Below are 13,971 nucleotides of genomic sequence, written 5' to 3' on the forward strand. Positions count from 1 at the left end.
TCGTGGGCTCGGAGAGGTTTATAAGAGACAGGACAAATTTAATGATGAATAAACATCTTTCAGGAGTAGGCTTAGGTTTACGTCGAGAAATGTTCGATGAACTGTTACCTGACATTCCTGCTTCTGTCGATTTTTGGGAAGTAGCGCCCGAAAACTGGATCCCTCTCGGGGGCAAGTATCAGAAGAACCTTAATCAATTCACCTCTGGCAGTAACTTTGTTAGCCACGGTTTGTCTCTATCTATTGGCAGCCCTGAGCCACTTGACATTGACTTCGTAAAAGACGTTAAACTGTTTTTAGATAGGCATCAGATTTTATATTACAGTGAACATTTAAGTTATTGCTCTGGTCAGGGTCATCTATATGATCTGATGCCAATTCCGTTTACTGAAGAAGCAGTTACACATGTGGTTGATCGGGTTAAACAGGTGCAAGATATTATCGAGCGGCCGCTGTTGCTAGAAAATGTGTCTTATTATGCTGCACCCGGACAAGAGATGACTGAACAAGAGTTCACATTATCTGTGCTTAATGAGTCAGGTTGTTTGTTGTTATTGGATGTAAATAATATTTACGTGAATTCTATTAATCATAATTATGATGCAGAAAAATTTTTGTCTGCCATGCCCAGTGGAAAAATTGTTTATGGGCATATTGCCGGACATTATGACGAAGCCGATGATCTAAAAATTGATACCCATGGCTCCGACGTTATTGAGCCGGTGTGGCAACTACTTAAAAAAGCCTATGAGATCCATGGTGTTTTTCCCACCTTGTTAGAAAGAGATTTTAATATTCCACCCATCAGTGAGTTATTAATAGAGATGGAAAAAATCAGAACTATTCAAAAGCATGTGCAACACCAAATGTCTGCTAAACAACCCAGAAAATTTAGAGCCTAATGAAGTCTTTGAGAGAAACACAACATGCTTTTATTCAGCATATAAAAAATCCAGAAGCTAATCTGTTTGATGGTGGTATCGAAGACCGACGTTTAAAAATCTATAGAGAATTATTTTTTAAAAATATTTTGAGCTTCCTTAGTTCAGGTTTTCCTGTTTTGGAAAGTTTGTACAGTGAACAACAATGGAAAGAGCTAGCGCGAACCTTTTTTATTAAGCATGAGTGCCGCTCTCCATATTTTATTGATATTAGTAAAGAATTTATAGAGTTTTTAAGCAATGAGTACGAACTGACTGAGTTCGACCCAATTTTTATGCGTGAACTGGCACATTACGAATGGTTAGAGTTAGATGTAAGTGTTCGAAAGTCGAGTCAAAGGACTAAAAAATGGGATGGATTTTCACCAATAACCCAAGTTCAGATGTCAGAATTAGCTACTTTAGTGAGTTATCAATATCCTGTTCATCAAATTAGTGCTGAATTTTCTCCTTCACAAATAACCGAAATAGTGTACGTAGTGGTTTATCGAGATACCACAGATGAAGTGAATTTCACCTTAATTAATGCAGTATCAGCACACTTGTTAAACTCCATTATGAAACAGGGGAGGGCAACGGTTGATTCACTCACTAAAATAATGATCGAAGCCATGCCGCAACTCGATGTGCATCAAATCACTGGTTCACTGCAACAAGTAATAAAGCAGTTATTGCTGCAAGAAATATTATTTATTGCAGAGCAATAATTGCTCACTCATGAACACACCTGATTGCTGACTTTATTCACTTCACCCAAAGATTAAGTCTATTAGGTTTTAATATTCTGTTGGTATCATGCAGTCGTTATATTTTTGGCCATACATCCCCAAGTCTGACTTTTAGGACTATCAATTTATAAGACTTTGGATTAACATCTGCGCCTTCATTTTAGTTGTTTAATGTGGGTTTTTACCCTATAAGTCTGGAGTGCAATAATGCAAGATGATAACAGTTCACATGACCCGTTTAATTGGGGCTATTTGATTGCAGCCTTATGTGTGCTGCTAGCGTTGCCGTTAATGCATGTCATACTTGGCTGGTTTGTTTTTTACCTTTAATACCCGCAGCTACTTTATTTATCTAATTTTTAAATTACGGGGAAATTCGTGCCCGCCGAATATATAAAATCGGTTATTAAAACCGTTCCTGATTACCCAAAGCCTGGGATCATGTTTCGCGATGTGACCTCGGTTTTAGAAGACCACAAAGCCTACTCAGCCTCCATCGAAATCTTATTGAAGCATTATGCGCCGATGGGTTTTGATAAAGTAGCTGGCACCGAAGCCCGCGGGTTTTTGTTTGGTGCGCCTTTGGCTATAGAGCTCGGTATAGGATTTATTCCTGTGCGTAAACCTAATAAGCTACCTCGTGAAGTCATAAGCGAAAGTTACGAATTGGAGTACGGCACTGATTGCTTAGAAATTCACAGAGATGCTGTGAAGCCAGGTGAAAAAGTATTGATGTTGGATGATTTATTGGCAACAGGCGGTACTATGATCGCTACAGCTAATTTAATCAGGCGCTTAGGCGGTGTAGTTGAACACGCTGGTTTTGTTATTTCTTTACCAGAACTAGGTGGTGAACAAAAACTGACTGACTGTGGTGTCACCAGTTTTTCTATTTGTGAATTCGAAGGCGAGTAACTAAGTAAAATGAGTTATCAAGTTTTAGCAAGAAAATGGCGACCTAATCGTTTTGGCGAATTAGTCGGGCAAGAGCATGTTGTTACTGCTATTTCCAATGCACTTGATAATAATAGATTGCATCATGCTTACTTGTTTACTGGTACTCGAGGTGTGGGTAAAACCACTATCGCGCGGATTTTTTCAAAAAGTTTAAATTGTGAACAAGGTTTAAGTGCTAAACCTTGTGGTCAATGCAGCACTTGCAAAGAAATCGAACATGGCAACTTTATCGATTTACTTGAAATAGACGCTGCATCACGCACCAAGGTTGAAGACACGCGTGAGTTGCTTGATAACGTGCAGTACAAACCTAGTCGTGGTCGCTATAAAGTTTATTTAATCGATGAAGTACACATGTTGTCGAAGCATAGTTTTAACGCTTTACTGAAAACCCTCGAAGAGCCGCCACCTCATGTTAAGTTTTTATTAGCGACTACTGATCCACAAAAACTACCTGTTACGATTTTATCTCGATGTTTACAGTTCAACCTAAAAGCTTTGTCTCGTGCACAAATTAGCAAACAGCTAGACTTTGTTTTGAGCGAAGAGGGTATCAAGTTTGATAAAGAAGCACTCAGCCAATTAGCTAGAGCAGCGCAAGGCAGTATGCGTGATGCATTGAGTTTAACAGACCAAGCCATAGCTCAAGGTAACGGTGTTGTTGGGTTACAAATAGTCACAGACATGCTGGGACTGATGGATAAAAACCAAGTTCTAAAATTGGTCCATGCTGTGGTTCAAAAAGACAGCGCCAAAGTAATGCAACAAGTCGAGTTGATGGCTATACAAGCGCCAGATTATGCTTTGGTATTGGCTGAAATCATGAGCCTATTCCATCAAATTGCTTTAACCCAATTTGTACCTGACGCATGTAAGTTAGAAACTATTTCAGCCAGAGCTATTTTTCAATTAGCTAAGTCTGTGCCTGCGGAACAAATTCAACTGCTGTATCAAATTGCTCTTACGGGTAAGAAAGATTTACCTCATGCGGCTGATGCCAGAACTGGCCTAGAAATGACTCTGTTGCGCATGTTGGCTTTTTGTCCGAATAATATAAAATTAGAGCCGCTGGATATTGTTGCTAATACTCCAGATGTAGCATTGCTGCCACAACAAACGAACATCCAGTCGATTAACAGTGATGTGACAGACTCAGCTGCAATAAAACCTGAAGCAGGTAATTATAATGTTTCTGGTGATAACAATGTATCTAATCAAACTGTATCTGACGCTGAGCCTGTTGATAAAAATTTAGGACAGCAAGACACTCCGGTTGAAGCGTTAGCTGAAAATAACACCGCAGTTAATCAGGACTATACTGCTAAACGTTCTCCTGAGCCCGAGCAATCACCCGAGTCTTCAGTAGTATCAAAGCAACGAAAAGTGACGCCACCGCCACCACCTCAGATCGACGAGGCATCACAATCAAATGCTGATTTATCCGCCCAACAGCAAGACATTATGACTCAGGCAGAAAATTTTGGTCATCAATCAATAGATTACGACCAATATCAACCTGTAACGCTTGATGACCAGTCATCTGAGGCTTTTTCTGGTAATTACCAGCCAAGTGATTATGAAAATACCCCTAATCAGGTACAAGTCCCGCAGGCTTCTTTAAATCAACAGACTTCTCTAAATCCACAGACTTATTCAAAACCCAACACTTCTACCGCTGATTTAATCGCTCTGCGTAATAAACTTAAGCAAAGCCAAAATAATAAGGAGGAAGGAGCTGAACAGGTAAAAAAGTCTGAAAGTTCTACCCCATTTAATTTAGCGGCGATCCGAAAGCAAAACCAAGAAGTTGAAAGTCAACCCGCAGCTAATGATAAACAGCAAAGTCAAGGTTTACAAACAGCATCAGTTCCAAACTCTGAGCCACAGGCTAACTCATCAAATGGTCCAGAGCATATTTTGGATAATGTACCGCCTTGGCCAGTCGAACATGGATCGCAAGCCACATCTGCATTTATACATAAAGTTACTCCAGTGGTTTCGCCAGTACCTACATCCGTGCATACGCCTATAACTAGCCCTTTTTCAGCAGAAAAAAACGCGGTAGAGGCAGAATTTTTTGACTCCGGCGCTCATTTGGATGAAGAAAATGTTGGCGATGTTACCCTACAGATTTCTACTTTTTTACCCAATAAAGAAAAAGTGCTAAAAGCATTACAAGTGGACGATTGGAGTCGGTTAATCGAAGATATGCAAGTCACCGCTTTGACCAAACAATTGGCCTTACACTCTGCATTTAATCAACAAGGCCATACGATTAAGTTGACACTTTTAGCGTCAAAAGCCCATCTTATTTCTGATACCGGTCAGCAACAGCTCAAAGAAGCACTTTGTTTAGCACTTAATGAACCTATTGAACTTGAAATTGAACTAGGACAACCCATTAACACTCCTTACGCTTTGCAACTTAAAGTGAACCAAGTGCGTAACGAATACGCTCGCGAAGTGGTGAAGAGTGACCCAGGTATTCAATTATTACAGCAACAGTTTGCTGCCAAAGTAGACGAAGACAGTATTCAAGCTAGATAACCAATTAATAATAGACATTTATCCGAAAGGAAGAGAGACAGATTATGATGAAAGGCGGAATGGGTAACATGATGAAGCAGGCGCAACAAATGCAAGAGCGCATGCAAAAAAATCAAGAAGAGTTAGCCAAAACAGAAGTAATAGGTCAGTCCGGTGCAGGCTTGGTTAAAGTAACAATGACTTGCAGTCATGCAGTGCGTCGAGTTGATATTGATCCAAGTCTGATGGAAGAAGATAAAGAAATGATCGAAGACCTGGTCGCTGCAGCATTTAATGACGGTGTCAGACGTGTGCAAGAAACCACTAAAGAAAAAATGGCAGATGTCACTGGTGGTATGCCTTTACCTCCAGGTTTTAAGATGCCGTTTTAGTTATAAAACGCTGTAAAACAGACATTCTGGACCGTTATTAACTGTCAAACTAAATGATTTTAACAGTTAATAACAGTCGAGAATTTTATATTTAGCCAGCTTTGTAGTTGGCTTTTTAATGTCTATCTTATTGATAAATAGTGATATATCTCTGATTAAATGCTAAGTTTTATACTCCTATAGAGCATAGTGAATTTAATTTAATAAGGTTTAAACAAGGCTTAAATAAGGTTTTTAGAAATTGATGATGAACCGAATCTTGTAAGCAGTTAAAAGAATATTTTTGTAGGGCAGATGAGTTTGTCCGAGTAGTCAAAATTAGAAGTTATAAAGATTTAGGTGAAAAATGCAGGAAAAAATCGTTACACCCAATTTTTTGGGGAAATTATTTGGAAGTATCGATAGGTTAGCGGTTGTTGAGCAACATTTGATTATTGACCAAGGTCATTCAGAACAAAGAATTTTGAAATACTCAGATATTACTGATATCCCACAAGTTAAACGTGGCGTTCTGGGCCACATTCTGAATATCAAAACATCCACTCATCACTACCGCTATTCGTTCTTAAAAAAAACCAACCTCAAACAGGCGTTCGCATATATCGAACAGCAGGTTATTGACAATATCACCAATAGAATAAACATAGTAAACGATCACTTAATGAAAAAATCACGTTTTGAATATTTACGTGATTCTTCAATTGATTTAATTGAAGCTAAGGCGACTCCTTTTTTAAATAGCTATACAATATCGAAACCAGTCTGGCAATCAACGTTAAACAAAAATACCCTTGAAATTTTAGCTAGGTGGGAGGCATGTTTTCCTTTACAAAAAGGGAAGCATATTTTACGAAAACATTACGAAAACCAGCAATTAAAAAGTAAAAAATTTTTTTTTGATAACATCGAATCACATCCTCTTACAGAAAACCAACGACTGTCCGTTGTTAGAAACAATGATTTCAACCTAGTCCTTGCAGCAGCAGGCACGGGCAAAACATCGGTCATGGTGGCTAAAGCACTGGACTTAGTGGCAACAGGAATGGCTAAAAGTGAAGAGGTTTTAATCCTGGCTTATAACAATGCGGCAGCTAAACAGCTAAAGGAAAGAGTCGTAGCAAGAGGCACAGCCTGTAATAAACAAGGTGATAATATGCCCTTCGTTTCAACCTTCCATGCACTGGGTAGAAAGATACTTAAAGAAACAAATATACCGACTTATCTTTCTGAGTTCTGCAATGACCCCAATAAGCTTCAGAACTGGGTAACCTTATGGTTAACTGATTACATAACGACTAACCCCAAAGCACTATGTGACTTTATTAAGCTTACATATCAGCCTGTTAACCCTTTTGATTTCAAAATAAAAGACGAATACGATGCATATTTGAGAGACAACGAATACAGAACTCTGCAAGGCGAACAAGTAAAAGGTTATCAAGAGTTAATCATAGCAAACTGGTTGTTTTTGAACGATGTTACTTACGAGTACGAAGTACCGTTCGTATCGAAAACAAAACTGCAGGTCGAATTTGATTATAAGCCCAATTTTCATATTACGGATACTAATATATATATTGAACATTTTGGTATCGATCGTCAGGGTAAAACCAGACATTATATCGATAATGTTGAATACAATGAAGGCATAAGGCAAAAGCGTGCTCTGCACAAAAAGTGTAATACAGAATTGCTTGAGACTTTTCACTACGATTGGTTAGAAGATAATTTAGAAAATCGATTGTCAATACTGATGAATAAATGTGGGATAAAAACCAATCAAAAACCGTCAGAAGATGTAGTAGATGTTTTAAAAGAGATGGAGCTTATCGACGATAGCTCAAAACGTTATCTTAAATGTTTACAAGCTATACGAGTTGAGAGACTAGATAAAAAAGCAATATTAAGTCGTTTAGTAGCCAACAACATACCTAACTCTGAGGCATATTCTGAACTACTTGATAATCTGCAAACATCATATAAAAAAGAATTGATAAATAAGCACAGTATTGACTTTGACGACATGATTATTCGTTCAACTAGTGCAATAACATCTAAACAGTTTCTGCCAACATGGAGTCATATTTTAGTTGACGAATTTCAGGATATATCGATGTCGCGAATGGATTTTCTCAATGCGCTAATTACTTATGGACCTAAACCTATTCTCACTGTTGTTGGTGATGATTGGCAGTCAATATATCGATTTGCTGGTAGCAAGCTCGAATTGACCACTAAGTTTGATGAGTTAGTAGGTCAAAATACGGTGACTAAACTCGATAAAACGTTTCGCTATAATAACAGTATCGCTGATATTGCAGGGATGTTTATTATGCAAAATCCTGAACAATATAAAAAGCAGGTTACAACTCATACACAGGTCGATAGTTCTCAGGTTTATTTACTGGACAGTATCGTTGATGGAAAAAAGAATCTTTCAAAACAAATTCTCCAAGTTGTGACCACTATTTTAAATAATGATATTAACAGTTCCATTTCTATATTAGCGCGATATAGATATCTACTTGAACAAGTCAAACAAGAGCTGAAAGAGGCACTTCCTAGTTCAAATAGTGTGACAATCAAATACTGGACTTTTCATGGTTCAAAGGGACTAGAAGCTGATTATTGTATTCTAGTGGGTTTCTTCCAAGGAAGAACAGGATCCCCAAATTTGAATAAAGAGGATGCAGTGGTTGAAGCGTTGCTGCCAAGCTTAGATTCATTTCCACACTCAGAAGAGAGAAGGCTGCTGTACGTAGCCCTAACCAGAGCTAAAAAGAAAAGCTACTTGATTGCTGACTCGATGGCCCCTTCGGTTTTCATCAATGAATTGTTGTCGCCGAAATATAGTTTGCATATTGCCTCAAAAACATTCGAGGAAAAATATCGTTAAGTCACCAAGTACCTATTTGCACATAAAAGTTTAAATTTGTGTGAAGGACTGTTGGTCACTTTTCAGTTGCACAAGTGGTATGTTCTTTAAAGCTCTTGTTTGTAATGATTGTGGTCTGTCCTCATCAGATACGATGACAAAGAGTGTTTGTATTAATGATGCGTATAGGGAAAAGTTGATTTATGGTATTTGTGGTAGATCGAAAAAACGTAAAGTCAGTCAGTATGGTTAATTTTATGAGTGCTTGAGTTACGAAATAAAGAGTGAACCGAGTAAACATACTAGACAAAAGCAAAAAGATAGAATGTCCCTCTTCTTTTTTAAAGTAAGTGACTAAAACTGGATGAAATCGAGCTGGTCTAAATATTTTTACAACAACATCTAAAAATGTATTGGATGAGATTAACCATATTAGGGTTCAGGTTGAACACTTTAATAATGTTGATAGACTCATCCAATTTGCAAAAGTAGACGTATAATTGACAATTATTTTGAGTATAGATTACTGTACATAAGCTTTTTATAAACCTTTTAAAAACCACTTTGAAAGCCTACAGATAACGCGTTAAATAGAGGAAAGTAGAGGACAATAGGAGTTCAAAATGAAATCTAATATAAGGTTGTCCCAGCGCTTCTGATTAGAGTAACGCTGATACATATTTGATTACAAGATAGTTTGGAAAACATAATATTTGAGCTTAATTTGGTTTTAATACGTTTTTAGGCTGATCGTCATACGATATAATTTACAATAAAACAAAAACTTAGGTGATAAATGCAGTTTAGCCCACTAATTAAAGAATTAATTGATGCTTTTAAAATACTACCAGGTGTAGGGCCTAAGAGTGCTCAGCGTATGGCGTTTCATCTTTTAGAGCGAAATCGTCAAGGGGCGTTGCAATTAAGTCATGTGTTGCACAATGCGATGGAGCACGTCAAACATTGTGAAAAGTGTCGAACATTTTGTGAAAATAAATTATGTGAAATCTGTGCCAATCCAAAGCGTCAGGATAATCAACAATTATGTGTGGTGGAATCTCCTCAAGATATGCTGGCTGTTGAGCAGACTTTAGAGTTCAAAGGCCGTTATTTTGTATTGATGGGGCATTTATCGCCAATTGACGGCATTGGCCCTGCAGATATTGGTTTAGAGCAACTGTCGCAAATATTTGAAAGCGATGCTATTACAGAGGTGATTTTGGCAACTAACCCCACTGTAGAGGGAGAGGCTACAGCACATTACATCGCACAAATGTGTAGAAGCCAAGGTATCAAAGCTACCCGTATTGCGCATGGGGTGCCTGTTGGCGGTGAGTTAGAGTACATTGATGGTAATACTCTTACTTACGCTTTTGCTGGGCGTAGGGACATATAAGTGTCGGTAACCCGAATTTAGATTTAATTGAATGGAGCAGATAGATAGTAATCTAGTGGTTGTGGTCTGCCATGGTAATAGCCCTGTTGTAAGTTAAAACCAAGCCTTTGTAATAATAATGACTGTTCTTGAGTTTCAATACCTTCAATCAAACTATTCATGTTCAGTGAACTTACCAAGGTGTGAATGCACTCTAGCGTGACAGTGTTGTTTTCTGTTTGATTCAAAAATGCCTTATCGACTTTTACAACGGAGGCGGGTATGGCATGTAAGTATGCCAGAGACGAATAACCGGTGCCAAAATCATCAATACTCAAACGAATACCGCCCTTAGTCATTTGATTGGCAGGAGAATCTTCTGAATCAATATTAGTTAACAACACACTTTCTGTGAGTTCAATAGTTAAATCTGATGGTTGCAAGTTGTTTTGTTTTAATAAAGAAAACACATACTCGCCAAGGTTTGGTTCTAACATATGTAAGCCTGAAATATTAACGGCCATGGTGACGTGTTGACCTATTATTTGTTTGAATGTGCACAGGTCATGTATAGCACGATTTAGAACCCAGTTTTCAATATCATGGATTAGGCCTGTTTTTTCTGCAACATCAATCACCTCTTGTGGACTGATGTGACCTAACTCAGAATTATACCAGCGGAGCAGCGCTTCAAAAGAGGTGGTACTGCTTTTAGAAATGTCTACTATAGGCTGATAGTACAAGGACAATTCTTGGTTTTTCAAAGCTAGAGACAGTTTTTGTGATAAATCACTCAAACGTTTTAATTCCTTTTCCATACCTACTTGATATTCAACCCATCTTTTTTTTCCTGATTTTTTGGCTTGATACATAGCTGCATCGGCACACATGATCAAATTTTCAATAACGTAACCATTTTTAGGAAAGCGAGATAAACCGATGCTAGCTGATAATACTATTGGGTTTTGCTGATTATCTTGATAAGGCTCTGAAATAGAATCAATTATTCGATTTAATAGGCCAACTAAAGCGTGTTCTGATAAGTCTTGATACAATACTAAGACAAATTCATCACCACCAAATCTGCACAATGTTGAACCAGGTAGAGAGCTCTGACGAAGCCTGTCGGCTACTTCAGATAAAATAATATCTCCCGCATTATGACCTGATAAGTCGTTTACCATCTTAAAACCGTCTAAGTCGATATATAACAAAGTAAACGGAATATCGCTCTCAACACTGCACTTTAGCGCATGGGTTAGACCTCGGCGATTAAGTAAGTCTGTAAGGGGATCGGTCCACGCTTGATGTTGTAATGTTTGTTCAGTAGTTTTACGTTTGTGAATATCATAATGATGAAGCAATATAGTTGAGTTGCTTTCTGCATGCTGAGTATTAACAGCGATGAGGTGATACCAAGTTTTACCTTGTGCACTATTCATCAACACATCGCCTTCAAAACGTTGTTTTTGGTTGATGCATAGATAGATTTTTTGCAGCGTGTCTGGTTCGCAAATTATTTGGTTTAACAGTGCAAATTTGTGTCCAAACGCTTTAATATAAGGGGGGTTACCACTAATAAATTCGCCACTCATGGTGAAACTAGAAAGAATAGTGGTGGCACTAAATTGCTCATCAGAATGATAAATATTCGTTGCTGTTGTTGCCTCAACCTGCATGGCCATTCTACCATCAGCTAATCGATGACCAGAAAACTGACAAAATGCTTGAGTGTCTTTGCCTTTTGGGGTGAAAAACCAATTTTCTTGAATTACCTGGTCTAGTTCAAACGCTCGCTGGTATTGGAGCAGGCTGTCTCGAACGGCTACCGATAACCCTGTTTTTAAGTCTCTTTTTTTTAGATCCTCTACTGACGGGCTATCCCACAACCTTAAAGCAGCTTGATTTGCCCAGATTATACTATATTTCTCAATATCATAGACCCATACGGCGGTTTGTAGTTCATCTAATGCTACTGGCATTTAACCTCACATACTATTGATTGAGCCTGTATGACTGAATCTAAGAAGATAAGTGTAAATTAGTTGAGCCTGATTAGCAGTCAAAAAAAACAAATTGTGAAATTATCCTTGAAAACAAATTAACAGACCTCATCTACAGTGACATCATTTTAGTAACTACAACTCAGGAGACACTTGGTTATGGCTGAAGCAGCCCAACAAGAAACTCATGGATTTCAAACCGAAGTAAAACAACTACTTCAACTGATGATCCATTCGCTTTACTCGAACAAAGAAATATTTTTACGTGAATTAGTGTCTAATGCGGCTGATGCTGCAGATAAATTACGCTTTAAAGCTTTGTCTAACGATAGTCTTTACGAAGGTGATGGCGATTTACACGTTAAACTCAGTATCGATAAAGACGCTGGCACTATTACTATTGCTGATAACGGCATTGGTATGAACAAAGCGGATGTGATTGCACATTTGGGCACCATCGCTAAGTCAGGTACAAAAGAGTTCTTTGGTAAATTGTCTGGCGATGATGCCAAAGATTCACAGCTTATAGGCCAATTTGGTGTAGGTTTTTATTCAGCTTTTATTGTTGCTGATAAAGTCACAGTAACTACACGTGTTGCCGGTGAAGACAAGTCTAAAGGCGTGCAGTGGGAATCAGCTGGTGAAGGTGAGTTTACTATTGCCGATATTGAAAAAGCTGGCCGCGGTACACAAGTCACTCTGCATTTAAAAGAAGACGAAAAAGAATTTTTAGATGATTGGCGTTTACGCTCAATCGTGAGCAAATATTCTGATCACATTAGTATTCCTGTCAAAATGTTCAAAGAAGAAGAGCCTGAGCGTGATGGTCCTGACGAGACTAAAATTCCTGCAGTGCCGGCATTTTGGGAAGCAGTAAACAAAGCTACTGCGCTTTGGACGCGTGATAAGTCTGATGTGAGTGAAGACGAATACAAAGAATTCTACAAACATATCTCTCACGACTTTAGTGATCCTATGACTTGGTCACATAATAAGGTTGAAGGTAAAACTGAATATACCAGTTTGTTATACATACCAAGCAAAGCTCCGTTTGATATGTGGAACCGTGATCATAAACACGGTCTGAAACTTTATGTGCAACGCGTGTTTATTATGGATGACGCGGAACAAATGTTGCCAACATACCTTCGTTTTGTAAAAGGTTTATTGGATTCAAATGATTTGCCATTAAATGTGTCTCGTGAAATATTACAAGACAATAAAGTGACTCAAGCGATGCGTCAAGGTTGCACGAAACGTGTGTTACAAATGCTTGAAAAAATTGCTAAAAATGATGCTGAAAAGTATTTAGCATTTTGGGCAGAGTTTGGTAATGCACTAAAAGAAGGCCCTGCTGAGGACTTCGCTAACAAAGAAAAAATATCTGGTTTGATGCGTTTTTCTTCTACTCATACCGATTCAGAAGCTCAAACTGTTTCTCTTGCAGATTATATTAGTCGCATGCAAGAAAAGCAGGACAAAATTTATTACATTACTGCCGATAGTTATAAAGCTGCAAATTCTAGTCCACACTTAGAAATCTTTCGTAAGAAAGGAATCGAAGTGTTACTAATGGCAGACCGTGTAGATGAGTGGTTAATGTCTCATTTGACTGAGTTCGACGAAAAGTCCTTTCAATCTATTACCCACGGTGCGCTAGATTTAGGTGACTTAGAAGACGAAGAAAGTAAGAAAGCCTTAGAAGAAGCAGAAAAGCAGGTTGAAGGTTTGACTGAGCGAGTTAAAGCTGCGTTAGGCGATAGAGTGAAAGATGTTAAATTCACACATCGTTTGACTGACTCACCAGCTTGTATTGTAGCTGACGAGCAAGGTATGACCACACAAATGATTAAGTTGATGCAGTCAGCAGGTCAACCGGTTCCTGAAGCTCAGTATTCTTTTGAACTAAACCCTGAACACCAGCTAGTTAAATTATTAGCTGATGTGCAAGATGAGGAACTTTTTGCACAGTGGACTGGCGTGTTGTTTGACCAGGCTGCGTTATCTGAACAAGGTAGCTTGAAAGACCCCGCAAGCTTTGTGCAGAATTTAAACAAGCTACTAGCGAGCTTGGCAAAATAAGCAATAAATAGCAGTAGTTTGCTAACTAAAAACGGGCTTAGATGCCCGTTTTTGTTTTAACTAGATGAAAGTAAGCTTATTGGGATTTTTGT

At 38.3% G+C, this 13,971-nt stretch carries 9 protein-coding genes; 8 read left to right on the plus strand and 1 reads right to left on the minus strand.

Translation table 11 applies throughout. From position 1 onward, the window contains the following. The first annotated feature begins 41 nt into the window (after positions 1 to 41). The 7 genes from QZ562_RS08150 (at position 42) to recR (ending at position 9,815) form a co-directional block, all read left to right on the plus strand. A complete protein-coding gene (locus QZ562_RS08150) occupies positions 42 to 902 on the plus strand; it encodes a DUF692 domain-containing protein (RefSeq protein WP_293759094.1) in 861 nt (286 codons plus the stop codon). After that, positions 902 to 1,648 carry a putative DNA-binding domain-containing protein gene (locus QZ562_RS08155; RefSeq protein WP_293759056.1) on the plus strand — a complete coding sequence of 249 codons (747 nt, stop codon included), beginning with the start codon at positions 902 to 904 and terminating at the stop codon, positions 1,646 to 1,648. The genes QZ562_RS08150 and QZ562_RS08155 overlap by 1 nt, the downstream gene beginning before the upstream one ends. Positions 1,649 to 2,047: 399 nt before the next feature. Next, a complete protein-coding gene (gene apt, locus QZ562_RS08160; protein ID WP_293759058.1) occupies positions 2,048 to 2,584 on the plus strand; it encodes an adenine phosphoribosyltransferase in 537 nt (178 codons plus the stop codon). Between the two features lie 9 nt (positions 2,585 to 2,593). Next, entirely contained in the window at positions 2,594 to 5,173 is a 2,580-nt protein-coding gene (gene dnaX / locus QZ562_RS08165) for a DNA polymerase III subunit gamma/tau (protein WP_293759060.1), read from the plus strand. A gap of 41 nt (positions 5,174 to 5,214) precedes the next feature. Next, entirely contained in the window at positions 5,215 to 5,544 is a 330-nt protein-coding gene (locus QZ562_RS08170; RefSeq protein WP_293759096.1) for a YbaB/EbfC family nucleoid-associated protein, read from the plus strand. 346 nt (positions 5,545 to 5,890) lie between these two features. Beyond that, entirely contained in the window at positions 5,891 to 8,440 is a 2,550-nt protein-coding gene (locus tag QZ562_RS08175) for a UvrD-helicase domain-containing protein (protein ID WP_293759062.1), read from the plus strand. A 775-nt stretch (positions 8,441 to 9,215) separates the two neighbouring features. Next, entirely contained in the window at positions 9,216 to 9,815 is a 600-nt protein-coding gene (recR, locus tag QZ562_RS08180; protein WP_293759064.1) for a recombination mediator RecR, read from the plus strand. A 23-nt stretch (positions 9,816 to 9,838) separates the two neighbouring features. On the opposite strand, the gene QZ562_RS08185 is transcribed toward recR, so the two are convergent. Further along, on the minus strand, positions 9,839 to 11,776 hold the full coding sequence (locus tag QZ562_RS08185; RefSeq protein ID WP_293759066.1) for an EAL domain-containing protein: 1,938 nt from the start codon (positions 11,774 to 11,776) through the stop codon (positions 9,839 to 9,841). 180 nt (positions 11,777 to 11,956) lie between these two features. Here QZ562_RS08185 and htpG point away from each other — a divergent pair, with 180 nt between their 5' ends. Beyond that, on the plus strand, positions 11,957 to 13,879 hold the full coding sequence (htpG, locus tag QZ562_RS08190) for a molecular chaperone HtpG (RefSeq protein WP_293759068.1): 1,923 nt from the start codon (positions 11,957 to 11,959) through the stop codon (positions 13,877 to 13,879). Positions 13,880 to 13,971: the final 92 nt, after the last annotated feature.

Source organism: uncultured Paraglaciecola sp., from assembly GCF_913058035.1.
Classification (GTDB): Bacteria; Pseudomonadota; Gammaproteobacteria; order Enterobacterales; family Alteromonadaceae; genus Paraglaciecola.